The sequence below is a fragment of the Pseudoalteromonas sp. SG43-5 genome, assembly GCF_014164345.1.
Lineage (GTDB): Bacteria > Pseudomonadota > Gammaproteobacteria > Enterobacterales > Alteromonadaceae > Pseudoalteromonas > Pseudoalteromonas distincta.
In genome coordinates this window covers 1-26,373 of record NZ_JACJFA010000022.1, presented here as the reverse complement: position 1 = coordinate 26,373, position 26,373 = coordinate 1, and the positions used below count along the sequence as shown (strand labels likewise).

Below are 26,373 nucleotides of genomic sequence, written 5' to 3'. Positions count from 1 at the left end.
GGCGACTTATAGTTTTATATAATTAGGTCAGTGCTTTAATTCATACCGATTCAAATCTTGAGCTATTGATATCGTCCCTTTGTATTCACCTTGCACTTGCTTGGTATAAAAGTCGATTTCCTCTGAAGTATCTAACCCTGGCGCCATATGAGTAATGACGAGTTTTTTTACGTCTGCTGCTTTAGCCAGCTCACCGACCTGCTGAGGAGATAAGTGATGCTTTGAAAGGTGCCTATGAATACCTTTAAATTTTTTCTCTGGCATACGAGGATTCGTTTTCTTAATTTGATTAACGGTATGATCAATATCCATCATCTCACTAACTAATAAATCAACGCCGTTTGCGAGTTTTTCTACGGCCTTACTAGGGCCCGTGTCACCAGTGTAAACAGCAGTATAACCATCATCCAGTGTAAACTTAAACGATAAAGCTTGAAACTTGTTCCATTCGTCACTGCCTTTTGGCCAGCTATAATGAGTGTTTCTAATTACATTTAGGGTAAAGTCATCAAATTTAATATCTGAGCCATCTTGAACCTCAATTACTTTAATATTGTTATTTGCAGGAGCTGGAACTTGACCAGGAACACCATAATGACCTAATGCACCGTAAGTCATGTATTTAAAAATACCATCAACGGTTTGCTGAGTACCTGGCGGGCCATATATAACAAGCTCATTATTAGCACTTGTTTGCCACCTTAAGCTAATAATTGCAGGCAAACCACCTGTGTGATCAAAGTGAAGGTGACTTAAAAATATAGCATCCACATCCTTTATATTAAGTCCTGCTTTTGCTAATTGCCCTGCAGTTCCATCACCCGCATCTACTAAATAGGTATTACCATTAACAAGCATCGCATTAGCTGGTTGAGAGTGTTTTGCATTAGGAATAGGGCCTGCCATCGTACCTAGAGTTATCCACTCATTTTTTGTTTCGCTTGCGTTACCGTTAAACGTAAATGCTAAACAGCCTATAGATAGAAATAAATTAAATAAAATACTACTTTTTTTCATTGTGTGTGCTCTCTTAATAGAAGTCATATTTAAATGTAATGCCGTATGTTCTTGGTTTTTCATAGGTTGATACCATGGTGTTGCCACCATTTGCAAATAACTGTGATGTTGCTTTTATCTCTTCGTCAGTTATGTTTCTCACATATGCGAGAATTGACCACTTATCATTTGCTGAAAATAATTGCATAGAAGTGTCTAAGGTAATAACATCTTCAGCACGCTGTGATGGTAAGAAGTCAAAGCCAACCCAACGTTCGTCGCGGTAACGAGCATCAAAAGACACCGATGCCGAATAACCATTATTAAACTCTAAGTAATGGTTAATACTTGCAGTTAAAGAAAGTGATGGCGAGTTTCTGCCTTCCTTACCTGAACAGTTGACATTATATGTGGGCTCCCCATCAGTCATGCTTATTACCGTTGTGTCACAACCAGTCACAACATTTACAGCTTCGTCTGGCGTTTTTTGAAGGTAACTAAACTCTTCAATCTCATTTTTTAGGTATTGAATATTACCTTTGATTCGTGTTGCTTCAGTCAGTTGATAAAGAATATCAACTTCAACGCCTTTAATACTTGATTGACCTATATTTTCAGTAAAGAATGCAGAATTACCATTACCATCAATACCAAAGTGACTTGCCTGTTGATCTTCATAATCCCAAATAAATGCCTCAGCATTGATTTGTAAATAATTATCTAAAAATCTATTTTTAGAACCAAATGTCCATGCATTTATATACTCAGGTAAAAACTCTTCACGACCTGCTGTTGGACTAAACCCTCCTGAACGATAGCCTGTTTCGTAACTAGTGTAGAGTAAATTACTATCAGCAATATCGTATTCTATTGCTGCTCGATACGTTATTTCGTCATTTTCTTGAACACGGTCAATTTGTGTTTGGTTAATGAAAAGCAAGTTTGCACGCAGGTTATCTGGCGCACCAGGAAACAACGGAATTTGGCCATACGGAACAGGACCTCGATTAGCTATAGGAGCTCCCTCTGGCAAATCCGCTGGATCAATAGATGCAATTGTTTCTGCAACAGTTGCACCAACAGGAATAACTGGCGCACCGTCACAATTAGGGATTTCTGGTCCGCCAGGGTAGGCTGGTAAATCTCTAATACATAAATTTAGAAATACATCCGCTTGTCCCTTAAATTCTTTTTTATCTTTGGTCCAACGCACAGCACCAACGAGTCTAAGATCATCAGAGATGTGATATTTACCATGAACAAAAAACGCGGTTGACTTTGTACTGGAGTTTTCAATATCTTGCGTTGATTGCAAGCTGTATTGGTTAAATGAGGCTAGACCATCAACTTTTTCATCAAAGTAAAAGCCACCCATAATTAAATCAAGCGCCCCTACGGTTGTAGAGAAACGAGCTTCTAAACTAGATTGCTGGTGGTTTTCTTGATTAATAGCTGCTTGGAAAGCGGGATTATTAAATAAAACGTCAACCGTATTCTCTCTATAAGCCGGAATAATTGTTAGATCACCCAATGATGTTGCAACGTTTAACTCTGCCGACACCCCCATATACTCGTTGTCTATATAAGGGTCATATAGGGGAGTGATAGAAGTAAATGCTGGCGAGGTTATTTGGCCTGTGTAGTATTCAACTGCAGCTGGTGTACCTGGGCCTGTATGAGGAGCTGATACGTTATCTGGAGCAGGATTGAAGTTGTAACCTGGAATATTTTTTGGGTGGTTATTACTTCCTTGGAGTGGGAATCCGTAACTACCTTCAAATGAAGGTGAATTACCATTGCCTTTTGTTGTTGAGTAATCTGCAGTGACGGTAAGGTTTACATCTTCTGAAAACTCACCAAATAAACGTGCGCGGAATGCGGTATCATCTGTTGCCGCTGTACCATCATCGTTGTAGCCGTCATTTTTAGTTTTGCCAATCGCAAAACGAGCTGCCCAGTCATCGCTTATTGGTAAATTGACAGCACCAGAAGCTGTTATTGTTCCATAGTTAGCAGCACCAATAGAAATATTGCCAAATGTCTCACCAAGTTCAGGTTTTGTTGAAATAACATTGATCGCACCCGCTGTTGCATTTCGGCCATAAAGAGTGCCCTGAGGTCCCTTTAAAACCTCTATACGTTCTACATCTAAAAATGATGCCGTTGTGGCTGTTGGGCGCCCTAAAAATACACCGTCTACGTTAAATGCTAAAGCAGCATCTGTGTATGCATTTACAGCAAAGTTACCAACGCCTCTGACAAAAAATACAGTATTAGAGCCGCCACCAGAGACAACATTGAGTGCAGGTGATATTTTATTAAGCCCTGTTGCATCGGTAACACCGATGCGTGATAGTTCTTTACCTGTTGCGGCATCAATAGGTACAGCCACATCTTGTAAACTTTCTGTTTTTCTAAGTGCTGTAACCGTTATTAACTCAATACCACTATCTGCTTTAGGTTCTGTAGTTTTTTCGGCAGTTTGAGCCGAAATAGCTAAAGGTGCTAAACATGCAGTCAGAATACATGAACGTAAATACGATTTGTTCATAGTTCTATCCTTATAATTGTGTGTGTAAAAGCGTTTTACTAATAACTTGTTAATACAAGTGACGAGATTGCGATGTGTGTGCAACGCAAAAGTAAAGATAAAGTAAAAACTGCATATCAAGTTAATTGATTTTTATGATTGAAGTTACCTATTTCATAGATACATGAGAGAACTAGGCACTCTAGCGAGGAAAGGTGATAAAAAAGGTAATTGCAATTAACTATTTATTTACGTGATACATTCTATCTAAATATTAAATTCTACAATTGGAAACTTTCAACACATAGTGGAGCCTTCGGGTTTGTATTTAATGACCCGACAACACACTAAGCAAAACACACAATAATTAAAGGAAGTTTTTATGAATACTATCTCGCCCACTGTGGCTTCTACTAAACACGGTATTATTTTAATTTTAGCGGCTATTATGCCTGTTATGGCAGTCATCTCCCTTGTTCCTGTGCTGCCTATGTTACTTGAAGAGTTTAAGCATATTAGTGGTTATGAGGTTTTAGTGCCTATTGCTATGACTATTCCTGCACTCTGTGTTGCTGTATTCTCTCCAATTGCGGGTTCTCTTTCTGATAAGTTTGGCAGGAAGTCGCTCCTTATTTTTGCTCTGTTAATATACAGCGCTGTTGGGGTATTACCTTATTTCTTGGAAAGTTTATCTCATATAATAGTATCTCGTATTTTTTTAGGTATTACAGAAGCGGTTATTATGACAATTGCTACCGCATTAATTGCTGACTACTTCATAGGAAAAGAAAGACAAAAATGGATTTCTATACAAATAGCGTCAGTGAGCTTAAGTGCTATTTTTCTCATTGCACTTGGCGGTATGTTGGGTGAAGTATTGGGTTCAAGAGGCCCATTTGTTTTATACTTACTTGCCTTGCCTGTTGCTTTGCTGGTTGCTTTAAACTTATTTGAACCTAAAGTAAGAGCAAATGAGGACAAACAACTCACGGGATTCCCTGTAAAAAAAGTACTGCCTCTATTATTTATAACACTATTTGTTGGTATTATTTTTTATTCTATGATTGTAAAACTAGGTGAAGTACTGTCGATTAGTCAGGCAGTGACGCCCGCTATTATTGGCGGAATAGGAGCTTTAGCAAATATAGGTGTTGCATTAGGTGCATTTTGTTACGGAAAAATTAAGCATATCTCAGGGCCACTTTTATTATGTGTTGGTTTTGGTTTAAGTGCCTTTGGTTACTTTGCAACAGCAGTGTCTTCTTCAATTGTAATTTCATCAATAGCTATTTTTATTGGTTGCTTGGGTTTTGGCTCTTTATTACCAACGACTTTAACATGGGTATTAAAGCTACTCCCTGAAAATGTACGTGGTAAAGGAACTGGGATGTGGACGGGTATGTTCTTTTTAGGTCAGTTTACAGCACCTATTGTTGTAACTTTACTTCAAAAAACATTGGACTCTTTGAGTGCTGTGCTTGTGCTAATTGCTATTTGTTGTGCAATTGCATCGCTGGTCGCTGCACTAAAAAGTAAAGGTGCAAGAGATTTAAAGTGTGATGATACAAATAGGGCACCTGTTTGAACATTCAATGGGCCTAAATTCAATCTCTTAACTCCAATGAATAGAGCTTAATTGTTTCAAGCATTGATTTAGCCGCGATAGATAAAGACGTGATAGGTTTAGAAATAACGCCTACACGTCTTGCAATAATAGGGGAATTTATTTCTCTGCATATTACGCCTGCTTCTAATGCTTGCTCTTTGCAAAGTGCAGGTACAACAGCCACTCCTAAATTATTACTCACCATCCTTATAACAGTCGCTAACTGGTGCGCATCAAATGCAGGGTTGAGTGCAATGTTATGCTGCGAGAGAGTGTCTTCAATTAGCCCTCTGACAGAAGAGGGACTTTGCAGAGTAATTAACTCAAACTTTAGTAGCTCCGACCAACTAATACTATGGCACTTAGCAAGCGGATGAAATTGAGGTAAAACCACAATAAATTGATCTTTATACAGCGGATGAAATACTAAGTCACCATTATGTTTAGGCTCAAATGAAATACCGAGTTCCACCAAGTCAGCATTTACCAAGTCAATAACCGTATCAGATAACACATCGTCCACTGAGAGTTTTATGTTTGGGTACTTTGTATGAAAACGCTTAATTATTTTTGGCAAAATTGAACTGGCAAAAGAGGGCATGGCTGCGATAGATGTATGCCCAAGATCCAGTGTAAATCGCTTTTTCATCTCTCGTTCTGCTGCGTCTATTTGGTTTAATAAGTTTTTAGCGACAGGTAAAAATGCTTTACCTTCTTGGGTGAGTACTAATGTACGTGTTGTGCGAGTTAATAATTTACCGCCCAAGCTCTCTTCTAAATTTTTGATACTTAAACTAAGCGCGGGTTGCGATAAGTGTAATTTAGCTGCGGCTTCTACAAAGCTTAGGCTGGAAGCCACCTGCGTAAATGCCTTCAATTGTTTTATATTCATTTATAAGAAAAACTAATTAATAAAACATAATTATAAAATTAACTATATCTTGCTTTGTTGTCAAACTAATAAACACATTCTTAATTTGGACTTAAACAATGGCTGGATTTAATAAAGTAGTAATTACGTATTCTCAAGCGCTTGAAGGACTTGAAGACGGTATGACCGTTTTAGCTGGTGGCTTTGGCTTATGCGGTATACCAGAGAATTTAATTAAGGAAATACAAAAAAAAGGTACTAAGGGGTTAACGCTTGTGTCGAATAACTGTGGTGTTGATGACTTTGGTTTAGGGTTGCTGCTAGCAAAACGACAAATCAAAAAGATCATTGCGTCTTATGTTGGTGAAAATGCAGAGTTTGAGCGACAAATGATGTCTGGTGAACTGGATGTTGAATTGACACCTCAAGGTACATTAGCCGAAAAAATGCGTGCCGGTGGTGCCGGTATTCCTGCCTTTTTCACCGCAACGGGTTATGGAACTCAGGTTGCACAAGGAAAAGAAGAACGTAACTTTAATGGTAAAACTTACATCTTAGAAGAGTCGATTAAAGGTGATTTTGCCATTGTTAAAGCTTGGAAAGCTGATACATATGGTAATTTAGTTTATCGAAAAACAGCACGTAATTTTAATCCTTTAGTTGCAACAGCTGGCACAGTTACGGTTGTTGAAGTTGAAGAAATTGTTGAAGCAGGGCAATTAGATCCCGATGAAATTCATACCCCTGGGATATATGTGGATCGGGTTATTAAAGGTTCATTTGAAAAACGTATAGAACAACGCACAACTCGTGCTTCACAAGTTTTAGGAGTTTAAAAATGGCTTTATCCCGAGAGCAATTAGCAATGCGTGTTGCGCAAGAACTACAAGATGGATACTACGTAAACTTAGGTATTGGTATTCCAACGCTTGTTGCTAACTATGTGCCTGAAGGCATTGAAGTGATGCTTCAATCAGAAAACGGATTGTTAGGTATGGGGCAATTTCCAACAGAAGATGAACTTGATGCTGATTTAATCAATGCAGGCAAACAAACGGTGACTATGGCAACCGGCGCCTCAATTTTTGATAGTGCAGAGTCGTTTGCCATGATCCGTGGTGGCCATGTTGATTTAACTGTATTAGGTGCCTTTGAAGTAGATGTGAATGGTAATATTGCGTCTTACATGGTCCCCGGGAAGTTAATTAAAGGAATGGGAGGTGCTATGGACTTAGTGGCGGGTGCCGATAACATTATTGTCACTATGACCCATGCATCAAAGCATGGTGAATCAAAGTTATTAGCAAATTGTACACTACCACTAACTGGTAAGGGCTGTATTAAAAAAGTATTAACTGATTTAGCTTTTATAGAAATTAAAGACGGTAAATTTCATTTGTTAGAAAGGGCGCCGAATGTCTCGGTAGAAGATATTCAACGGTTAACAGCAGGTGAGCTTGTTATTCCTGAGCATGTACCCGAAATGGACTTGCCCGAGGTGGTAGCATGAAGGCTGTTATTGTTGCTGCAAAAAGAACCGCAATTGGTGGTTTTGGACAAAGTTTATCAAGCCTATCAGCTATTGAAATAGGTAGTCAGTTACTTAAAACCGTTCTTGATGAAACACCGCAAGTAAAGCCACACATTGAGGAGGTGATTTTAGGGCAGGTGCTAACAGCTGGTTGTGGCCAAAATCCAGCAAGGCAGACAGCACTTAATGCCGGACTACCTATTAATGTGTCTGCTTTTACTATTAATCACGTATGTGGCTCAGGACTAAAAGCGGTGCAATTGGCTGCGCAATCAGTTCTTTGCGGTGATGCTAAAATGGTGGTTGCTGGTGGGCAAGAAAGTATGTCTCAGGCGGCGCACGTATTACCCAATAATAGAGTACCTAAAAAATTAGGTGACTTATCTTTGGTTGATAGCCTGATAAAAGATGGTTTGTGGGATAGTCGCGAAAATATACATATGGGAATTACAGCTGAAAATATAGCTGAAAAATTTGCTGTTTCTAGAGCGGAACAAGATGAATTTGCAGTTCATTCACAGCAAAAAGCAGCAAATGCTATTAGCAGTGGTTTATTCAAAGATGAAATTGCCCCTATTTATATTGCAAAACGTGGAGGCGATATCAAGAGTTTTGATGTTGATGAATCAGTAAAAGCTGATACACAAATTATAAACCTTAGTAAGCTTAGGCCTGCGTTCAAAAAAGACGGTTCAGTTACTGCTGGAAATAGTTCGACTATTAACGACGGCGCAGCGATGGTGGTGGTTACTACAGACGAGTATGCAAAAAAGTTAAACTTACCTATTTTAGCTGTGATTGAAGCTACCGCTTGCGAAGGTGTTGAGCCGCTTTACATGGGCACTGGCCCAATAGCGGCCACGCAGGCTGTGTGTAAAAAAGCGGGCTGGCAAGTGCATGAGATTGATTTAATTGAAGCTAATGAGGCATTTTCGGCTCAAGCTTTGTATGTAAATACTGCGCTGGGGCTAGATAGCAATAAAGTAAATGTTAACGGAGGGGCGGTTGCACTTGGTCATCCAATTGGAGCTTCAGGTTGTCGTATTTTAGTCTCGCTGATATATCAAATGCAGCGAGCTAATAAAACAAAAGGGTTAGCAACACTTTGTATTGGTGGTGGTATGGGCATTGCTATGTTGGTCTCGCGTGAGCGCACAAAGGCTTAATAAGTTTTAATATTTAAAGGCCTCCTTCATTAGCAAGCTTTATATCTTATAGAATATGGCTCCCTCAATATGTAAGAGTGAGTAACACTTCTGTGCATGTTATTTATTTGCGTGCGAAATAACTGTGAGTTTGTTTTTAAGCTCTGTTCGGTGATAGTTTCGATCGTAACCGAGTGTTGCTTGTGCATGCTCACGCATAATTCCTTCAGCACGAGCACCTTGGCGAGAAAGCATTGCATGAAATACGTGGTGATGTTGCTGATGTGCAAATGCAAAGCGTTTAAACTCTTTTTGCATATTATTTTTGTCGATGGCAAGCGCGCTTACCGAGGCAAATGGTAGGTGCTCATTTTTAGATAGTGCAGCCTGGATAGCCAAGTTACCCGACGCTTCAATAATTAGTAGATGAAAACGGCGGTTCATATCATGGTAGGTTGCTAAGTCATCTTCAGTTAGTTCGGCCCCTTCAAATAATAAATCACCACAAGCAAGAAGGGATTGTATTTCATGTTTTTGTTCTTCGTTAAGGCCGTTTTCAGCAGCTTGTCGAGCAGCTAGGCCCTCTAATACTCCTCTTACTTCAATAGCGCCTTCAATTTCAATTGGTGAAACTGAGCGGACTTCGTAGCCACGCCTAGGAAGTTTGGTCAACAAACCTTCTTGTTCAAGTGTTCTAAATGCAATTCTTACAGGCGTTCTTGAAACACCTAGACGTTCAGAAGTAGCAATTTCAACGAGCCTTTCTCCGGTTTTTAGTGCTCCAGTTAAAATCATTTGTCGCAATGTGGTTACTGCATTTTGGCCTGACTTAGTCATAAAAAATTACCTCAATTACTTTTTAAACTGGATCCAATTAGGAATCTACACTGCATATAGTCATTGAAATAGTGTGAATTTACAACTAAAGCGTGACTAAAAGTGCAAAAAAGAAAATTATATGGATCCAATTTACGCATTTTTGTTTTATTTATCTGGATTATTAGTTTATATTGGATCCAATGACAACAAAAACACAACAGGAGATCAAGGTATGGCTAAGCAGACCTTTATTAAAAATACATGGTATGTGGCGGCAATGAGTGATGAAATCAATCACAATAAACCACTCGGCCGAAAAGTGTGTGATCAAAGTATTGCTTTTTATCGTCAGGCGGATGGAAAAGTAGCTGCGGTGCTAGATTTTTGTCCACACCGTGGCGCAGCTTTATCTTTAGGGTATGTTGAGGACGGCTTGCTTGTATGCGGCTATCATGGTCTAAAAATGGGTGAGGACGGTAAAACAAAAGAAATGCCGCTGCAACGTGTGCAGAGATTTCCGTGTATGAAGTCATTTGCAGTTGAGGAGCGCTTTGGCTTTATCTGGGTTTGGCCTGGTGATAAAGAGGCTGCAAATACAGATCTTATCCCACACTTACCTTGGGCTGAAGATGATACTTGGGCCTATGGGGGGGGGTTGTATCATATAAAATGCGACTATCGTTTAATGATCGATAATCTAATGGACTTAACACATGAAACCTACGTTCATGCTAGTAGTATAGGCCAAAAAGAAATTGATGAGTCTCCGGTGCAAACTGAAGTAGAAGGCGATAAAGTTTTTTGTCGCCGTTATATGGAAAATATTATGGCACCGCCATTTTGGCGAACTGCTCTGGAGGGTAATGGGCTTGCATCGGATACACCAGTAGACCGTTGGCAAATTTGTCGCTTTATGCCGCCATCACATGTAATGATTGATGTGGGTGTAGCACATGCTGGTTATGGTGGTTTTGATGCACCAAAGAATAAAAAAGCGAGCAGTACAGTGGTTGATTTTATTACTCCTGAGACTGAAAATACGATGTGGTACTTTTGGGGGATGGCACGTAACTTTAATGCTCAAGACGTTACATTAACTGATAAAATTAGAGAAGGGCAAGGCAGTATTTTCCAAGAAGATTTAGAGGTATTAGAACGTCAGCAGCAAAATCTGAAGAGTTTCCCGCAATTTGATCTTTTAAAGCTTGATATAGATGCCGGTGGTGTTCAGTCGCGACGTATCATTGAGCGTTTAATCGATAAAGAAATAAATGCGAAAAATATATCTACAGACGAGCTACCGCTCCAATCAGTAACATTTTAACAAAGGGAATTAGGATGATTTCAGTTATTGTTAAAAATGTGGTCGTTGAAGCAAAGGCGGTTGTTAGGCTCGTACTTGGATGCGCTGACAATGAGGATTTGCCCCCATTTGAGGCAGGTGCACATATTGATATAAAGCTACCAAATGGTTTGCTTCGTCAATATTCTCTATGTCGGTTACAGTGCGACCCACGTTACTACGAAATTGCAGTATTAAAAGATCCTCAATCTCGTGGTGGATCAGCAGAGATACATAGCCTACAAATAGGCGATAGAGTCGAAGTAAGTGAACCTAAAAATCACTTTTCATTGCTGAATCCAAAGAAAAATACATTACTGATTGCAGGTGGAATAGGGGTTACGCCATTATTAACGATGGCTCAAACATTACATAGTTTAGGGACACCTTTCGCATTTCACTATTGCGCTAAATCTTCTGAAACTGCAGCATTTGTTGAAGCATTAAAATTAGGGTCGTTTAGCGATAAAATAGCGTTTCACTTTAGCCAAGAATTGCAATCGGGTCGTATGGATGTAGAACAGGTGCTAAGTGAGCATATTCATGATACTGACTTGTATATATGTGGCCCTGCTGAGTTTATAACATATGTATTAAATCATGCTTGTTTGCTGGGTTGGTCTGAGGAGAGATTGCATCGAGAGTACTTCGCCGCACCAGTGGTTGCTGAAAATATTTCAGAAGACACGTCATTCACTATAAAAATTGCTAGCTCAGGTAAACAGTTTACTGTAGGCGAAGGGCAGTCTATCTCTCAAGTGCTAGAGGTTAATGGGATATTTATACCAGTTGCGTGTGAATCAGGAGTTTGTGGCACTTGCCAAACTGGTGTAGTGGAAGGCAATCCGGAACATCGCGATGTTTTTTTAACAGACAAAGAAAAAGCACAAGGCAAGTTGATTATGCCGTGTTGTTCAAGAGCAAAAACAGGGTCCATAACACTCGATTTATAAATACACTTACACGTATAAAACGATTTATAATTACTTTTATACGTGTAACCCGTATCAGCAACGCATAATTTAGGCTTTCCCACGAAATGCCGAGATACAGCTTGCTAGAATTACAAAGCCTAAAGACACGTTAAACGCGAGTGAAATTGTACTCATTAAAGCATGACTATGTTGCGCTGAAAACGTGCTGTCCCCTAAGTAATAATGCACAATTAAATTTACCAAGCTCATTCCAAATAAATTACCAATTGTTCGTGATAAATTCATGGAAGAAGAGGCTACGCCTAACTCATTCTTATCTACAGCACCCATAATTGCATTATTGTTAGGCGTTGAGAATAAGCCAAAGCCAATACCTAACAATAACAGTGAGCCACTAATGTATGTGATACTTGAGTCCATAGATAACAGTGATAGTAAAAAAAAGCTGACCATAACAATTATACAGCCAAATGTAGCTATTATGCGTGGCTGTAATTTATCTGAAAGTTTACCGGACAATGGTGCCATAATGGCCATAGAAACCGCTTGCAGTAACACGATTTGGCCAGCATGAGAAGGACTTAACCCTTTAATATACTGCAGATATAAGCTTAACAAAAAAGCCAATGAAAAATTACTGGCGTACATTAAAAACGATGTAGACAGCGATAAGCTAAATACTCTGCTTTCTAAGAACATTTGTACTCTGATTAGTGGTCGCCTGCTTTTACTTTGGTGAATAATAAATAATCCTAAGCTTATTACCGAAAGTAATGTTAAACCCCATCCAGTCATAGTGGGTAAATCACTGAGTCCTAATACTAAACATATTGCAAAGAGTGAGAAAAGCGCAGTACCCCACCAGTCAAACGAGGATTTTTTATCGTTTTTCCACTCACCATGTAAAAAAAGTTTAATAGCAAGTAGTAGCAGAAGGACAAGCGGAATTTGAGAGTAAAATACAGCCCGCCATCCCCATATTTCGGTGAGCCAACCGCCTATTGCAGGGGCTGCACTTAAGCCTATATACACACACGCTGCAGAGGTGCCCAGTGCCATGCCTCTTTTATTATTTGGCGTAATAGAAGTAATAATTGCAACACCAATACCAAAAATCATGGCACCTGCAGCGCCTTGTACAAAACGCCAAAAAAGTACCCATTCAATTGATGACGCAATAGCACACATCAGTGATGCTAGTGCATTTAGGCCTAAACCAAATGCATATACTCGTTTTCGACCATAGTTATCGGCTATTTTCCCGCAAGGCAGCATAAATATCACGCTACTAAGTAAGTAAAGGGTCGGCATCCAACCAATCATTTTAGCGCTTGCTTGTAAATCCTCGGCAAGATTTGGAATAGCTATGTTGACGCCGGCCATGCCGAGAGGTCCGATAATAGATCCGCTGCATACAATTATAAGCGCGATGTTAGTAATAGGGAGTTTAAACAAATATGATCCTTAAACGCATAGACTATAAAAATAATAAAAGGTGGTGTTTGAGAACATGGGTTTTTTAATGCGTTTATTATTGCTAATAGCAACAGAGGTAGCAAGCTGGTCTACTAAGTATCTACGTAATTTTTAATTAGCGTATTTTTGGTCCAATATGATGAGGTATTACTTTGTAGGCCATTGAAAAAGTAATACCTCAGTTTGAGTTAATATAATTAAAACAAGCCTTTAAGCTTCACATAAGCGCTTAATTATTCGCCTAGCGTGATTTGCACCGGTATCAACATGGATATCAATCATAGGTTGCCCTTTAAAGTGCTTCATTGATTTGTGTTGCGCTTCAATAACCACTTTGTCTTCATTGAACGTGTAACGAGTTTGTTCTACTACTTTTTGTTTTACGTTTTCAATATCAGTTGTTGGGTTTGTTGATATAGTCCAAAAATAATGACATGTTTCTTCTGTCTCTGGAGTTATGCAATGTAAGCCACGCATATGAAAGCCGCCACGGTTAGGGTTAGTTACCGATTCACTGTTTGCGTCAATACCGCCAGTCCATATCCTTAAATGTGATGGATAGAATTCAATTTCTTGCCAGCGATCTATTTTATCTTTAAATGGATAAGCAGCTGTATATGTTGGTGGCGGGGTTGAATTTGGCATGTAACGTTTTACGGTCACTTTATCACCTATAGCTTCTACATCCATTTGTGCATGCATATGCGTTTTAGCGTCACCACCAATCGTTTTAAGGTGTACGTAACCTAAGTGGCTAAGATCAAGTAAATTGTCATGTATGAGTTGAAATGGTGCTTGGTAGTGATATACATCACCATCGTAAACATATTTTTCGTCAGAATGATAAAGATAGCGAGGTGGGTCTTGATCAGGGGTTGAGCCTTGCTCTGAACCAAACCAAATCCAAATTAAATCATCTTGCTCTTTAAGTGTAAAAGGCGTTACTTTTGCTTTTCTTGGAACTTTTTTTTGCCCTGGTACTTCAAGACATTGGCCTTGGCCATTAAATAATAGACCATGATAACCGCATCTTAATCCTTCTTTTTCAAGTGTTCCCATCGATAAAGGTAGTTGGCGATGGCAACAACGATCTTCAAGTGCGCTAGCATGGCCTTGTGCATCTCTAAATAAAACTATAGGGGTGTTTAATAAAGTGCGAGCTAGTGGCTTGTCGGTTAACTCTTTGCTTAGTGCTGCTAAGTACCACATGTTAAGAGGAAAGGGGGTTTTAGTGTCCGAATTAGTTTGTGTATGTGTGGTCATAAGTGTCTCGTGTAAAGTCTAGTGTTAAAATTTTCTCTATAAATCTAGCGTTAGAGAGTCGCTTAACGCTCTTGAACAACAGGGTGTGAACCTATCGTTTTTTGCCTTTTCATCAGCAGTAAAGAATTCATCTCTGTGGTCGGGTATACCGCATGTCACAGAGGTAACGCATGTCCCGCAAATTCCCATTTCGCATGATACGTCTAACTCAATACCCGCATCTTCCATTGCTTCTAATGCGGTTTGCTCTGCAGAAACATCAATTTCTAAGCCTGAACGGCTCAAAATGAGCTTAAACGGAATATCTTCAGTACCTTCTGCTTTAGGTTCAGCTTTAAAATTTTCTTTGTGTAAGTACTCGTCTTTCCAGTTATTTGATTTTGCACTGTCAAAAATATATTCCATATAAGCTGCTGGGCCACAAGTGTATAAATGCGTATTCGTTTTAAATTCACCAATAAGTTCTTTGGCATCTTTTTTTGGCTGGGTTGAAAAGTGAAAAAATACCTTTTCAGAAAATGAACACTCTAGCAATTCTTGATAAAAAGCAGCCTCTACGGGGGATTTAGCATGATAATGAAGCTCAAAATCAACGCCGTTAATATCAAGCTCTCTTGCCATTGAGATTATCGGAGTAATGCCTATACCGCCTGCGAATAATAGTGCTTTATTATGAGTTGAATTGAGTGCAAAGAGGTTGCGAGGATCAGAAATTGATAATGTATCACCGACTTGCACATCAGAGTGAAGTGCAATTGAGCCTCCTCGTGAATTGGCATCTTTTAATACAGCTATTTTATAAAACTCATCGGATTGAGGATGGCTGATAAGTGAGTACTGACGAGTTATTTTATCATTAAGCACCACATCAATGTGGCTACCCGCATCAAATTTAGGTAAAGCTTGCCCATTTATAGGTATTAGCTCAAAACTGACAATATTAGGTGTTTCAACCTTTTTACTGCGTACGTTTACTGAAAACATAAAGTTCCTAATGTTTGTTACTTTATGTTTATAATGTTGAATTATAGTTGAGGTGTCAACTATAATTTGGGTGTAGAGATTAACTTAGTGTTAACGTTATGAATGTAAAACTCTTTGCTCGTAATAAGCAATGATCATAAATAGTTTTAATCTCAAGATTTACCTAGTAAAATTTATTTATACCTAAAAATTGGAAAAACCAATGCCTTCTAAACCCAAAGAACCTAGTGCTAAGCAGCTAGATCTTGAACGATATATACCTGCGCTTGTAAATTTTCTTTCTAATAAACTCTCAAGTGGTGCATCTGTATGCTATCGAAAAAACTTTAATGTAGGCGTTATTGAGTGGCGTGTATTAGCAATGCTCAAGGTGGAATCAAATATTTCTGCAAATCGCATCTGTCAGGTCATTGGTTTAGATAAAGCCGCTGTGAGTCGAGCTTTAAAACAATTACAAACGTTAGGCCATATTAGCTTTATAAAAAATGCTAAAGATGGTCGTTCATCATTAGCAAAGCTGACGGAAAAAGGTGAAAAGTTACATGATAAAATTCTCTATGTAGCTTTAGAGCGAGAAAGATTGTTATTACAAGGGGTTTCACAAAAAGAGCTTGATACACTTATTGAGGTATTGTTAAAACTAAATAAAAACATTAAGCAAGTAAATGAGTTTAAGGTAAGTAATACCACATAGGGATTCTTCCTCAAACTGTTGAAAGGTAATTGTTTAAATTTTTTGTTGCTCAATCTAAACTACTGTAAAGTTATACACTTGCTAAGAAGTGGTCTATTTTAACTGAAAATAGCTTTAGGCGTTCAGATATTGTTTTAGGAACAACTCGATGAAAAGCATAATATTTAGGACGGTTTTTTGGATTTGGCTCTAGTTAGTTCTAAATTTTGAATACAAAATAATAAAAACTTAGAATTTAAATTCAGCTTAAAAATTATATAGATAGATTATTTAGGTTTTTAACCGTTTAAAATGTATAGTTTAATTGGTACGACTGAGTGGATTCGAGTTACTGCCCCTTGGACCGGTGGTCAAGATTAGGTAGTGCTCTTTCCTTCAATTATACGTTTATTAATGTTGGTACGACTGAATGGATTCGAGTTACTGACCCTTGGACCGGGTGATCAAGAGTAGGTAGTGCTTTTTCCTTCAGATATACTTTTATTTATTTATTTATTTTACTTAAATGTTGGTACGACTGAGTGGATTCGAACTGCTGACCTTTGGACCGGGTGATCAAGAGTAGGTAGTGCTTATTCTTCGGTATTTTTAGTTTTTTTTTATTACTTTGAAGTGGTACGACTGAGTGGATTCGAACCACCGACCCCTACCATGTCAAGGTAGTGCTCTAACCAACTGAGCTACAGTCGTACAATTTTTGAGGTTTTACTTAAATGTTGGTACGACTGAGTGGATTAGAACTACTGACCTTTGGACCGGGTGATCAAGAGTAGGTAGTGCTTTTTCCTTCAATTATACTTTTTTAAATGTTGGTACGACTGAGTGGATTCGAACTACTGACCTTTGGACCGGGTGATCAAGAGTAGGTAGTGCTTTTTCCTTCAATTATACTTTTTTAAACGTTGGTACGACTGAGTGGATTCGAACCACCGACCCCTACCATGTCAAGGTAGTGCTCTAACCAACTGAGCTACAGTCGTATTACTTTATTTAAGTAAGTGTTAATTGCTTAACAACGGCGGCTAATATATAGCGTGGCGGTTGGTGAATCAAGCAAGTTTGTTGTTTTTAAGTTTATTTGCCGTTTTTTTATTCATATTGGGCTTATTTCACACGTTTTATAAAAACCTTGCCACCAAACCACATGTTTTTTAGCTGAGCTTTTAAGTAAGTTCAGTAAGTTACTTGTTGAGCCCGTTTTTACTAAGTTATTAATTTGAGGGCTTGAGATACTTTCGTTAAACCAAAGCTCTTTATAAAGCGGTTGTAGTACCTCTAGATAACCAGTTAATTGCGCTTGATAGGGCTGAATTTCTTTTAGGTAAAACTTTTGAAATATGTTGCTTATGATTTTTGCGTTTTTATTATTTTTACCCTCTGGACATAGCGTATTAAAGTTTAGTGTTTGTACAAACTGTGTAGCGTTGTTATTTAACACGACCTGCCTACGGACTGATTGAATGAGTGCTTGGTTAAATTGAAATTTATTAAGCTGCTCGAGTGCGCTAAAAATAGAGTCGCTATTAATTGTACTAAATTCTTTAGCCTTAATTTGCTGCTTAATGAGTGCAAGTTGCTTTAGCGCAAATATGGTATCGCGAAAACCAGCGGGTTCAGTAGTTAGCTCGTTTGAGGTGAGTTGCCAGGTACGATTTAACTCAGGTTCTTTAAATAACATGGTATTAAAAAAGTACATTAGGTGTGTTTCTTTATAGTTTTTGGCTGCGAGTATTTTTGTGTAACTAGGGCTATTTTTATCAAGCGTATTTAAGCAAACCTGCGCACTTTTAATAAAGTTTATTTGATATTTAAATTGCCCAGCAGCGCTGGCTGTTTTTCCTAATTGGTTATTGTGCTCACTTATAAGCACGTTAAGCTTACATTGGCTAATGCCTGCAAGCTCCACAATACTCAGTGTTAAGTCACTTTGTGCTATTGGGGGAGGCTGCAGTAAAGGGAGTTGCTTGAGTGGCGCAGGCTCTGTGGTGCTTGCATTAACTGTGCTACTTAAGCGTTCAATATAAGTAGCGTTTACAGTACTTTGTGGTTTGTTGCAGCCTGTAAGCATTAAAAAACACATTACCAGCAAAGCAGCTGGTAATGTTTTAAGGCTGAGTTTATTAGTTTTGATTGAGTGAATCACTGTTAACAAATTCATATTTTAGACGCTTTCTTACTGTTAGCATTAATAAAATAGCAGCGACACTAAGGCCTACTATTATTCCAACCCAAAAGCCATGCGGCCCCATAGCTGGCACAATTATGTCTGTTCTTGCCAATACGTAACCTAAACAAAAGCCGATTAACCAATACGATATAAACGTAATATACGATATAGGCGTGGTGTATTTTAACCCACGAAGCATGCCATTTGCAGCAACCTGTAATGCATCGGGTAACTGGTAGACACACGCTAGTATCATAATTGATGAAGCCAGAGCCATTACTGCGGGACTGTCGGTATAAAGTTGGCTAATTAAATCACGACCTGTAAAAGTCATAAGTGCCAAAAATAGTGCAATTACAATAGCTAATATGTAACTAGTCGATACGGCAACTTTTAACTGCTGTAAATTATTTTGACCATATAGATTACCAATACGAATACTTATAGCGATAGAGAGGCTCAGTGGCATCATAAACAGCAATGTAGTTACACTCGCTGCTATTTGGTGCCCCGATACTGCCACTGCTCCTAAATGCGCAATAAATAGCGGTATACACGCAAATAAAGTGACTTCAAAAAAGGTGGCAAGTGAAATTGGTATACCTAGCTTAGTAATAATACCAATGGTAGTGAAATTAGGTTTTTCGAATGATGAAAGAAGGCCTCTAGCATCTACCTTTTTACTCATTCGGCAGTAAGTGACTTGTGCTATTGCCATAACAGTTAAAACAATTGCTGTGGCAATGCCACAGCCTGCGCCGCCATAAGCAGGAAAACCAAATAAGCCATTTATGAAAATATAATTTACTGGAATATTAACGGCTAAACCTAATAGGCTTATATAAAAGGCGGGTTTGGTCATCCCCATGCCCTCGGTAACGTTTCTGTATACTGTAAAAATTAAAAATCCAAACACACCCCATTTCACAAAATGGATGTAGTCAATGGCAAGGTTTGCAATAGCAGGCGTTGTATCGAGCTTTAAAATAATGGCATCTGCTAAATGGGCAATACCAAAACCTGTAAAGCTTAAAATAGCGGTTAAATAAAGCGCTTGTTGAAAATAGTGGCTAATGCCTTTGCGGTCATCGCTGCCCGAAAACTGCGCAATAATACCAGTAAGCGCTAATAAAATACCTTGCAGAGCAAGTAATAATGGGTTCCATATTCCTGTTGCAATAGAAAGTGCAGCTAAGTCAGTAGGGCTAACTTGGCCGGCCATAATTGTGTCGACTACCGACATTAAAATAAGTGTAACTTGTGCTAAAAAAACGGGTAAGGCTAGGGAAAGTAAACGCTTGGCTTCCCAATTGCAAAAGGTCATAAAAAAAGCTATTAAATAAAACAGGCGGCAATTGTAATCTATTGCGTTTCAAATAAAAATCACAGTAGTGAATGATTTTATGAGTTGATACGTTAAACTAGCACTTTGTAATAATTTTAAGTGATTTTATGTTTACAGGAATAGTGCAAACACAAGCAACAGTGGTCTCTAAAACTCAAGCTGATGGTGTGTTACGCTTAGTTGTATCGGTGAGCGATGAGTACGTTAAGCATTTAGATTTAGGCGCAAGTATTGCTATTAATGGCTGTTGTTTAACGGTTGTGCAAGTTGAGCTAAGTAATCATGATGTGGTGGCGCAAGTGCATTTTGATGTGATTGACGAAACTCTAAAGTTAACTAATTTAGGCTTGCTTGAGCTAGGTAGTTTAGTAAATTACGAACGCTCTGTTACGTTTGGTACTGAGCTAGGTGGGCATATAGTGTCTGGGCATATTCATTGTACGTCACAAATCTCTCAAATAGTGAAACTTGAGAATAACTGTAAAATACAATTAAGCTTGCCAAAAGAGTGGAAAAAGTATGTGTTATATAAAGGCTTTGTTGCTATAAATGGCGCAAGCTTAACCGTAGGCGAAGTTGATGAACAAGGTTTTTGGATACACCTAATTCCCGAAACGCTCGCCATTACAAACATTGGTGCAGCGCAAGTGGGTGACAAGTTTAATATTGAAGTTGATCAGCAAACTTACACTATTGTAAATACGGTAGAGAACTACTTACGCCATCAGGCTTAAGTTAAAATATTTGTTCGTCGTCACTGTCTACGTGTAGCTCCAATTTATTATTAGCATGGTCTATATGCATATTTAAATGAATTGGGTTACAGCAGGCAGTGCAATCTTCTATATAGTCTTGATCGCCGCTGCTTGCGTCTAAGTCTAGATGTATGTGGTGTCCGCAGTGTGGGCACGTTATTCGTTGTGATAAAAAATCTTTCATAATCACTCCAGTTATAAATAATTAAGTTAGGTTCAACTTAATCGCTTACAGATGAACGTCTACTTACTCATTAAATATAGTGCTCAAATGCAGCTTATGACATTTATTTTATACCTTCAAATACCAGCTTTTCTATATGTTGTTTAGCTTCAGTAAGATAGTGACCGGCAAAGATGTTGGCATGATTTAAAATGGGGTATAGCTGGTATATTAACTTACGTTTTTCGTAATTTTGAGAAAGCGGGTAGTGCGCGTTATAGGCGCTATAAAAGTCTTTAGGCAGTGGGGCAAATAGTTCGCTCATTGCAATATCCACTTCCCGATCACCATAATAACAAGCCGGGTTAAATATTGTTGGTTCTGCTTTTAAAAATCCCATATTGCCACGCCAAAAATCGCCATGCAGTAATGAAGGTTGTACTTGATGGCTATGTAGTTGCTCTTTTACGGTATTAATTAAGCGTTCGGGCTCAATAAAGTTAATGCCTTTTTCAGCGAGTAGTTGTAATTGCCACCCTATACGCTCTTCGGCGTAAAATACATCCCACTTTTTGTGCCAGCGGTTTGGCTGTATGGTTGTGGCTAGATAATTATCTACATCAAAACCAAACATAGCTTGGTCATGTTTTTGATGCATTTTAGCGAGGTTACGCCCCATATTAGTCCACGTGTCGTGGGGTTGTTTATCTAAAACGAGCCATTGTAAAACAATAAACGAAAACTCTATATTTGCACCAGTTGTAATACATTCAGGTACTTTAAAATTACTATTTTGCGCCAAAAGCTTTAAGCCAATAAATTCACTTTCTAAACGCTCGAGCTCGCTTTTTAGTGCTATTTTAACGAGGTAGTTATGCGTACCATTGGTAATATGAAATAGTTTGTCGGTGTTTGTACTTTGTAACTGGCGTTTGTAGGTGTGCTTAAAGTCAAAATTGATGGCTCGGCTGATGTGCTCATTTACTGTTTTCCACATAACAATTGCTCGCCTTTTAAACAGATACTTAAACTATGGCAAAAAGGTATTAATTTAACAATCTAAACGTTGTAAAATTAACGGCTATATTGAATAAAATTACACTTACTGTAGTGGAGTTAAAATGAACAAAAGTTTAATAACCAATTTGCTAGCGGGTTTATGTGTTGTTGTAGGTTTTATGTTTAACCAAGCAATTGTGTTGTCTGTTGGTTTATTTGCACTTTCTGGCGCGGTAACTAATTTATTAGCTATTCATATGTTATTCGAAAAAGTCCCGTTTTTATATGGTTCTGGTGTTATAGCGCTTAAGTTTGAAAGCTTTAAAGTCGCTATACGAAACCTGATATTAACGGAGTTTTTTTCAGAGCAAAAAATTAATAATTTACTCAATAAAGCGCAGCCCAATATCGACTTTGAGCCAATAATTAGCAATGTTGATCTAAACCCTGCATTCGACAATTTGTTAGAGGTAATAGAGCAGTCTCAGTTTGGTAGTATGCTAGGAATGTTTGGCGGTACAGCGGCAATAGAGCCGATGCGTGAAAAGTTTATTGAAAAAATGCAATTGTCGCTTAGTGAGATTTCTCAAACTGACGACTTTAAAGCATTAGTAAGCCAAACACTTTCACAAGGTAATAGCGCAGAAAGCCTACATAAAACGGTGCTTAAACTAGTTGATGAGCGCTTAGATGAGCTTACTCCTAAAATGGTTAAAGAGATTATTCAGACCATGATCCGCGAGCACCTAGGCTGGCTTGTAGTATGGGGCGGTGTGTTTGGTGGTTTATTTGGTTTAATAGCGGCCGTTATTTAAATCTAGCGACTAATAAAAAACTTAATCATTCGATAGCATTAAATAGTGTACTTACTGCGTTAAAAATTATTTGTATAGAATAACTACACGTTGTTATTTGTGCCTGTTATTGCACTATTTTCTTAGTGAAATAATAGAGCACTAATTTAATGCAATTGGTATAACTTATTTTTTCAGGCTGTTATTATCGCCCCCATAATTTAGTCGTGTTTTTTTAGGAGCAACGGTGAGCAAAACGTTAGCCAGTTATTATCAGCAAGCATACGCGTGCGATCAGCAGCATTTTAATCAGTGTTTTTATTGTGGCTGTGAAGCGACAGAGCGCGATCATTGTCCGCCACTACATATGCTACAAAGTATCGTTGATTTAGGTGAAGAGGCTGACTTTATCTCTATCCCTGCGTGTTATGAGTGCCACGCACTTTTACATAACGAAAGACTGATGACGATTGATGAGCGCTTTACCAAGCTTAAAAAAAAGCTCTCAAATAAATATGCTAAACCACTGCGCGTTTATAACATGTGGGAAGAAAGCGAACTTGGCGACATGAGCGACGAGTTTGCCCATAGTATTCAAGCGGGTATGAAATTAGGAAAAGAAGCCGCTGAGCGTTTAGCCTTTACGGGTTTTAGCTATGCCACAGAAGATGCCAAAGTAGCAGTGCGCGAAAAAACAAAAGAGTTTGATGTAGAAGGCATGATATTTACCGACTTTAAAGAGGCGTTAAATTACTGCATTAACGATTTAAATGTTCAAAAAAGCGACTTTTATAAAATTTTGGTTGAAGACTATCAAGGCGATTTTAATAAAGCATTGAGCCAGTATCGTCATCGTCATGACAAAGTAACTGCGGCTAAAGATGGTAATACACTTATTAAAGATTTTTCTAAGCTACATAAGCAAAACTCTGATTTTGTAACGCGTACGGTTAAGCACTTTATTAGTAAAGATCCTTCGCTTACCACCGAAGGTGCGCTTGAAAAGCTATATAACAATTATATAAAGAAATAATTACAGAAATTCATCTTAATTAACTGCGTTTTCACCTGTTTTTTTGGCTTTATTCCTTAGCTTTCGCTAAAGTAGCAAAAAAACAGGAGATCCAAACAACATGCAAAAATTTGCACCTTCTTTATTAGCGGTTGGCTTAGCTGCTGCACTTGTAGGCTGCCAAGAAAACGGCCCACAAGACGATAAAATAACAATTAACAAAAATCCTTACCCAAGTACTTATCAGCCACTTTCTACATCAAGCACTCTTATTACAAATGCAACAGTACTTACCGGTACTGGTGAGCGTTTAGATGAGGCTGATGTATTACTTGTTGATGGTAAAGTACAACAAGTCGGTAAAGACTTAACAGCCACTGCTGATATTACAATTGATGCACAAGGAAAATGGGTAACACCGGGTATTATTGATGTACATTCACATTTAGGCGCATACCCAAGTCCGTCGGTCGAGTCGCATCAAGATGGTAACGAAATGACCAGCCCTAACACTGCAGAAGTGTGGGTCGAGCATTCTGTTTGGCCACAAGATCCAGGCTTTAATCGTGCACGCGAAGGCGGCATTACTTCTCTACAAATTTTACCAGGCTCAGCTAACTTATTTGGTGGACGCGGCGTTACGCTTAAAAACGTACCAGCGCACACTATGCAAGGGATGAAATTTCCAGAGGCGCCGTATGGTTTAAAAATGGCGTGTGGTGAAAACCCTAAACGTGTTTATGGTCGTCAAGGTGTATTGCCTTCAACCCGTATGGGTAATATGGCTGGTTACCGTATGGCATGGGCTGAAGCCGCTGAGTACAAACGTGCATGGGATAAATACGATGCCGATTATGAAGCCGGTTTAAACCCAGAAGCGCCAGTACGTGATATTAAACACGATACGCTTCGCGGTGTGCTTGAAGGCGAAGTACGTATTCATAATCATTGTTATAAAGCTGAAGAAATGGCAATGATGATTGACCTGTCAAAAGAATTTGGTTACCACGCAGGTACTTTTCATCACGGTGTAGAAGCATATAAAATTGCTGACTTACTTGCGCAAAATGGTTCGTGTGCTGCACTTTGGCCAGACTGGTGGGGCTTTAAAATGGAAGCCTACGACATGGTTCAAGAAAACGTAGCTATTGTTGATGCGGTTAAAAACTCGTGTGCAGTTGTTCACTCAGATTCAGATACTACTATTCAGCGTTTAAACCAAGAAGCGGGCAAGGTGATGTACCGAGCTAACGAAAATGGTTTTGATATTTCTGAGCAACACGCTATTAAATGGATCACGTCTAACGCTGCTAAATCGCTAGGTATTGATGACAAAACAGGTTCACTAGAAGCGGGTAAGCAGGGCGATGTTGTTATTTGGAATCAAAGCCCATTTAGTGTCTATGCTAAAGCTGAACAAGTGTTTGTTGATGGTGCAAAGGTTTACGATAGAAACGACAGCGCGTACCAAGCAACAAGTGATTTTATGTTAGGTCAACAATAAGGAGCACCCAGAATGAAAAATTTATCACGTTCGTTTTCGCTTTCTCTGGTTGCTGCAGGATTATTAGCATCTGGTGCTGTAAGCGCACAATCGCTAGCAATTATTAATGCAACATTGCATACGTCTTCTGATCAAGGTGTATTAGAAGCGGCAAGCATAGTAATGACAGATGGTAAAATCACAGCGATTAACCCAACTGAAATTAAAGTAGATCAAATTATTGATGCAAAAGGGCAAATTGTAACTCCTGGCTTTATAGCAAGTATTAATCAACTTGGTTTAGTTGAAGTAAGTGCAGTTGCAGGCTCTCGCGATGCAGGTGAGGAAAAAGCCGGTATTGATTTTGATGTAAGCCTTGCTTACAACGCACATTCAAGCTTAATTCCTTACGCTCGTAAAGGCGGCGTAACACGCGATGTAATTACTCCTCATGGCGGCGATAGCATTTTTTCAGGCCTTGCGAGTGTTGTTGATTTAAGTGGTAGTTTTGACAGTGACATGCAAAAACAAGCGGCTTTAATTGTTTACTTAGGTGAGCGTAGTAAAGGCTCACGTGCTTTTACTTTGCAAACACTTATTAATAAGCTTGATGAGCACAAAAATAAAGCTGGTAAAAAAGCGAAAAAAGATGACGACAAGCCAAGTACTGAAGATAAAGTAATGGCTAAAGTACTCAGTGGTGAAATGCCATTAGTGGTTGGCGTTTCGCGTGCGGCGGATATTATTGAGCTAATTAAAGTAAAAGAGCAATTTGGTATTAACCTAGTACTTAACGGTGCGCAAGATGCTGTTGTAGTAAAAGAGCGCGTTGCTAAAGCAAATATTCCAGTGATTATTAGTGCAATGGATAGCTTACCAGGAAGCTTTGATTCGCTTCATGCGAGTTTAGATAATGCTAGTGTGCTTGAAAAAGCAGGCGTTAAAGTATTATTAACGGTAGGTGGCGATGCAAGTCACAATATTTATCAGCTGCGTTTTGATGCTGGTAATGCTGTGTCTTATGGTATGAGCCAAGAAGGTGCGTTAAAAGCGCTAACATCAAACGTTGCTGATGTATTTGGCATTAATGCAGGTAGCCTTGAAGTTGGCAAAGCTGCTGATGTAGTAATATGGAGTAATGACCCGTTTGAGTTAAGCAGCCATGTAAGCAAAATGTTTATAAATGGCGTTGAGGTATCTACACAATCTCGTCAAGATAAACTGCGTGACCGCTATACGACAGATTCAAAAATGCCACGTGCTTATACCAACCCGCAATAATACTTAATCAATTTGAGGGATTAAATCTGACGGTAACTGCGTTAAAAATTTCTGATATAGAGCAACTAAATAACGAAATTTTTGCCTTGTTATCGACAAGATTTTCTTGCCTCAAAGTTGATCACTTAATTAAGCGAATTGGTATGATACTAAATAATTAAATAATTAAATAATTAAATAAT

General features: G+C 38.7%; 23 protein-coding genes and 2 tRNA genes. 12 read left to right on the top strand and 13 right to left on the bottom strand.

Features of this window, described 5'->3' with window-relative positions; genetic code table 11:
* Positions 1-27: 27 nt before the first annotated feature.
* Positions 28-1,017 (bottom strand): MBL fold metallo-hydrolase, encoded by a 990-nt coding sequence (locus H5161_RS17510; RefSeq protein ID WP_182695754.1) that lies wholly within the window; start codon positions 1,015-1,017, stop codon positions 28-30.
* A 13-nt stretch (positions 1,018-1,030) separates the two neighbouring features.
* Positions 1,031-3,547, bottom strand: a complete 2,517-nt coding sequence (locus H5161_RS17505; RefSeq protein WP_154902994.1) for a TonB-dependent receptor — start codon at positions 3,545-3,547, stop codon at positions 1,031-1,033.
* 361 nt (positions 3,548-3,908) lie between these two features.
* Between H5161_RS17505 and H5161_RS17500 the strand changes: the two genes are divergently transcribed.
* Entirely contained in the window at positions 3,909-5,111 is a 1,203-nt protein-coding gene (locus H5161_RS17500; protein WP_182769756.1) for an MFS transporter, read from the top strand.
* 19 nt (positions 5,112-5,130) lie between these two features.
* Here H5161_RS17500 and H5161_RS17495 read toward each other — a convergent pair whose 3' ends face one another.
* Positions 5,131-6,024 carry a LysR family transcriptional regulator gene (locus H5161_RS17495; protein ID WP_182769755.1) on the bottom strand — a complete coding sequence of 298 codons (894 nt, stop codon included), beginning with the start codon at positions 6,022-6,024 and terminating at the stop codon, positions 5,131-5,133.
* A 98-nt stretch (positions 6,025-6,122) separates the two neighbouring features.
* On the opposite strand from H5161_RS17495, the gene H5161_RS17490 reads away from it, so the two are divergent.
* Genes H5161_RS17490 through H5161_RS17480 form a run of 3 tightly spaced genes read left to right on the top strand, consistent with a single transcriptional unit; the run spans position 6,123 to position 8,700 of the window.
* On the top strand, positions 6,123-6,839 hold the full coding sequence (locus H5161_RS17490; RefSeq protein WP_182769754.1) for a CoA transferase subunit A: 717 nt from the start codon (positions 6,123-6,125) through the stop codon (positions 6,837-6,839).
* Between the two features lie 2 nt (positions 6,840-6,841).
* Positions 6,842-7,513, top strand: coding sequence for a 3-oxoacid CoA-transferase subunit B (locus tag H5161_RS17485; RefSeq protein ID WP_182769753.1), 672 nt, complete (start codon positions 6,842-6,844; stop codon positions 7,511-7,513).
* On the top strand, positions 7,510-8,700 hold the full coding sequence (locus H5161_RS17480) for an acetyl-CoA C-acetyltransferase (protein WP_182716395.1): 1,191 nt from the start codon (positions 7,510-7,512) through the stop codon (positions 8,698-8,700). Before H5161_RS17485 ends, H5161_RS17480 begins: the two co-directional genes overlap by 4 nt.
* A 99-nt stretch (positions 8,701-8,799) precedes the next feature.
* Here H5161_RS17480 and H5161_RS17475 read toward each other — a convergent pair whose 3' ends face one another.
* Entirely contained in the window at positions 8,800-9,516 is a 717-nt protein-coding gene (locus H5161_RS17475) for a GntR family transcriptional regulator (RefSeq protein ID WP_182695750.1), read from the bottom strand.
* Positions 9,517-9,730: 214 nt separating this feature from the next.
* On the opposite strand from H5161_RS17475, the gene H5161_RS17470 reads away from it, so the two are divergent.
* Both H5161_RS17470 and H5161_RS17465 read left to right on the top strand, forming a co-directional pair.
* Entirely contained in the window at positions 9,731-10,822 is a 1,092-nt protein-coding gene (locus tag H5161_RS17470; RefSeq protein WP_058429818.1) for an aromatic ring-hydroxylating dioxygenase subunit alpha, read from the top strand.
* A gap of 14 nt (positions 10,823-10,836) precedes the next feature.
* The gene (locus tag H5161_RS17465) at positions 10,837-11,793 is read left to right on the top strand and encodes a PDR/VanB family oxidoreductase (RefSeq protein WP_182769752.1); all 957 of its coding nucleotides are present in this window, start codon (positions 10,837-10,839) and stop codon (positions 11,791-11,793) included.
* Between the two features lie 69 nt (positions 11,794-11,862).
* On the opposite strand, the gene H5161_RS17460 is transcribed toward H5161_RS17465, so the two are convergent.
* From H5161_RS17460 to H5161_RS17450, 3 genes are all read right to left on the bottom strand, one after another.
* Positions 11,863-13,215 (bottom strand): MFS transporter, encoded by a 1,353-nt coding sequence (locus H5161_RS17460; RefSeq protein WP_404936168.1) that lies wholly within the window; start codon positions 13,213-13,215, stop codon positions 11,863-11,865.
* A gap of 246 nt (positions 13,216-13,461) precedes the next feature.
* Positions 13,462-14,514: an aromatic ring-hydroxylating dioxygenase subunit alpha gene (locus H5161_RS17455; protein WP_058429815.1), complete on the bottom strand. Its 1,053-nt coding sequence runs from the start codon at positions 14,512-14,514 to the stop codon at positions 13,462-13,464.
* Positions 14,515-14,550: 36 nt separating this feature from the next.
* The gene (locus H5161_RS17450) at positions 14,551-15,498 is read right to left on the bottom strand and encodes a PDR/VanB family oxidoreductase (RefSeq protein WP_182769751.1); all 948 of its coding nucleotides are present in this window, start codon (positions 15,496-15,498) and stop codon (positions 14,551-14,553) included.
* 190 nt (positions 15,499-15,688) lie between these two features.
* Here H5161_RS17450 and H5161_RS17445 point away from each other — a divergent pair, with 190 nt between their 5' ends.
* Positions 15,689-16,192, top strand: coding sequence for a MarR family winged helix-turn-helix transcriptional regulator (locus tag H5161_RS17445; RefSeq protein WP_220486909.1), 504 nt, complete (start codon positions 15,689-15,691; stop codon positions 16,190-16,192).
* 613 nt (positions 16,193-16,805) lie between these two features.
* Here H5161_RS17445 and H5161_RS17440 read toward each other — a convergent pair.
* From H5161_RS17440 to H5161_RS17425, 4 genes are all read right to left on the bottom strand, one after another.
* Positions 16,806-16,882: transfer RNA gene (locus tag H5161_RS17440), tRNA-Val, on the bottom strand.
* Between the two features lie 213 nt (positions 16,883-17,095).
* A tRNA-Val gene (locus H5161_RS17435) sits at positions 17,096-17,172 on the bottom strand.
* Positions 17,173-17,285: 113 nt separating this feature from the next.
* Complete coding sequence (locus H5161_RS17430) at positions 17,286-18,350, bottom strand: DUF3080 family protein (protein ID WP_182769750.1); 1,065 nt, start codon at positions 18,348-18,350, stop codon at positions 17,286-17,288.
* Complete coding sequence (locus H5161_RS17425; protein WP_182769749.1) at positions 18,313-19,683, bottom strand: MATE family efflux transporter; 1,371 nt, start codon at positions 19,681-19,683, stop codon at positions 18,313-18,315. Before H5161_RS17425 ends, H5161_RS17430 begins: the two co-directional genes overlap by 38 nt.
* Before the next feature lie 128 nt (positions 19,684-19,811).
* Between H5161_RS17425 and H5161_RS17420 the strand changes: the two genes are divergently transcribed.
* A complete protein-coding gene (locus H5161_RS17420; protein WP_182673399.1) occupies positions 19,812-20,438 on the top strand; it encodes a riboflavin synthase subunit alpha in 627 nt (208 codons plus the stop codon).
* Position 20,439: 1 nt separating this feature from the next.
* On the opposite strand, the gene H5161_RS17415 is transcribed toward H5161_RS17420, so the two are convergent.
* Together H5161_RS17415 and H5161_RS17410 are read right to left on the bottom strand one after the other, a co-directional pair.
* Positions 20,440-20,643 (bottom strand): CPXCG motif-containing cysteine-rich protein, encoded by a 204-nt coding sequence (locus H5161_RS17415; RefSeq protein ID WP_002962509.1) that lies wholly within the window; start codon positions 20,641-20,643, stop codon positions 20,440-20,442.
* Between the two features lie 103 nt (positions 20,644-20,746).
* Positions 20,747-21,619 carry a fructosamine kinase family protein gene (locus tag H5161_RS17410; RefSeq protein ID WP_182734016.1) on the bottom strand — a complete coding sequence of 291 codons (873 nt, stop codon included), beginning with the start codon at positions 21,617-21,619 and terminating at the stop codon, positions 20,747-20,749.
* Positions 21,620-21,743: 124 nt separating this feature from the next.
* Between H5161_RS17410 and H5161_RS17405 the strand changes: the two genes are divergently transcribed.
* The 4 genes from H5161_RS17405 (at position 21,744) to H5161_RS17390 (ending at position 26,191) form a co-directional block, all read left to right on the top strand.
* Complete coding sequence (locus tag H5161_RS17405; protein WP_024603971.1) at positions 21,744-22,436, top strand: hypothetical protein; 693 nt, start codon at positions 21,744-21,746, stop codon at positions 22,434-22,436.
* A 226-nt stretch (positions 22,437-22,662) separates the two neighbouring features.
* Entirely contained in the window at positions 22,663-23,448 is a 786-nt protein-coding gene (locus H5161_RS17400; RefSeq protein WP_002962505.1) for a hypothetical protein, read from the top strand.
* A 100-nt stretch (positions 23,449-23,548) separates the two neighbouring features.
* On the top strand, positions 23,549-24,931 hold the full coding sequence (locus H5161_RS17395) for an amidohydrolase (protein ID WP_002962503.1): 1,383 nt from the start codon (positions 23,549-23,551) through the stop codon (positions 24,929-24,931).
* Between the two features lie 12 nt (positions 24,932-24,943).
* Positions 24,944-26,191 (top strand): amidohydrolase family protein, encoded by a 1,248-nt coding sequence (locus H5161_RS17390; RefSeq protein ID WP_182694075.1) that lies wholly within the window; start codon positions 24,944-24,946, stop codon positions 26,189-26,191.
* Positions 26,192-26,373 lie beyond the last annotated feature (182 nt).

What these genes read in the sequence shown, in the direction of transcription:
- H5161_RS17510 (WP_182695754.1), bottom strand. Translation starts at nt 1,017, where the DNA reads ATGAAAAAAAGTAGTATTTTATTTAATTTATTTCTATCTATAGGCTGT.
- H5161_RS17505 (WP_154902994.1), bottom strand. Translation starts at nt 3,547, where the DNA reads ATGAACAAATCGTATTTACGTTCATGTATTCTGACTGCATGTTTAGCA.
- H5161_RS17500 (WP_182769756.1), top strand. Translation starts at nt 3,909, where the DNA reads ATGAATACTATCTCGCCCACTGTGGCTTCTACTAAACACGGTATTATT.
- H5161_RS17495 (WP_182769755.1), bottom strand. Translation starts at nt 6,024, where the DNA reads ATGAATATAAAACAATTGAAGGCATTTACGCAGGTGGCTTCCAGCCTA.
- H5161_RS17490 (WP_182769754.1), top strand. Translation starts at nt 6,123, where the DNA reads ATGGCTGGATTTAATAAAGTAGTAATTACGTATTCTCAAGCGCTTGAA.
- H5161_RS17485 (WP_182769753.1), top strand. Translation starts at nt 6,842, where the DNA reads ATGGCTTTATCCCGAGAGCAATTAGCAATGCGTGTTGCGCAAGAACTA.
- H5161_RS17480 (WP_182716395.1), top strand. Translation starts at nt 7,510, where the DNA reads ATGAAGGCTGTTATTGTTGCTGCAAAAAGAACCGCAATTGGTGGTTTT.
- H5161_RS17475 (WP_182695750.1), bottom strand. Translation starts at nt 9,516, where the DNA reads ATGACTAAGTCAGGCCAAAATGCAGTAACCACATTGCGACAAATGATT.
- H5161_RS17470 (WP_058429818.1), top strand. Translation starts at nt 9,731, where the DNA reads ATGGCTAAGCAGACCTTTATTAAAAATACATGGTATGTGGCGGCAATG.
- H5161_RS17465 (WP_182769752.1), top strand. Translation starts at nt 10,837, where the DNA reads ATGATTTCAGTTATTGTTAAAAATGTGGTCGTTGAAGCAAAGGCGGTT.
- H5161_RS17455 (WP_058429815.1), bottom strand. Translation starts at nt 14,514, where the DNA reads ATGACCACACATACACAAACTAATTCGGACACTAAAACCCCCTTTCCT.
- H5161_RS17450 (WP_182769751.1), bottom strand. Translation starts at nt 15,498, where the DNA reads ATGTTTTCAGTAAACGTACGCAGTAAAAAGGTTGAAACACCTAATATT.
- H5161_RS17430 (WP_182769750.1), bottom strand. Translation starts at nt 18,350, where the DNA reads ATGAATTTGTTAACAGTGATTCACTCAATCAAAACTAATAAACTCAGC.
- H5161_RS17425 (WP_182769749.1), bottom strand. Translation starts at nt 19,683, where the DNA reads ATGACCTTTTGCAATTGGGAAGCCAAGCGTTTACTTTCCCTAGCCTTA.
- H5161_RS17420 (WP_182673399.1), top strand. Translation starts at nt 19,812, where the DNA reads ATGTTTACAGGAATAGTGCAAACACAAGCAACAGTGGTCTCTAAAACT.
- H5161_RS17415 (WP_002962509.1), bottom strand. Translation starts at nt 20,643, where the DNA reads ATGAAAGATTTTTTATCACAACGAATAACGTGCCCACACTGCGGACAC.
- H5161_RS17410 (WP_182734016.1), bottom strand. Translation starts at nt 21,619, where the DNA reads ATGTGGAAAACAGTAAATGAGCACATCAGCCGAGCCATCAATTTTGAC.
- H5161_RS17405 (WP_024603971.1), top strand. Translation starts at nt 21,744, where the DNA reads ATGAACAAAAGTTTAATAACCAATTTGCTAGCGGGTTTATGTGTTGTT.
- H5161_RS17395 (WP_002962503.1), top strand. Translation starts at nt 23,549, where the DNA reads ATGCAAAAATTTGCACCTTCTTTATTAGCGGTTGGCTTAGCTGCTGCA.
- H5161_RS17390 (WP_182694075.1), top strand. Translation starts at nt 24,944, where the DNA reads ATGAAAAATTTATCACGTTCGTTTTCGCTTTCTCTGGTTGCTGCAGGA.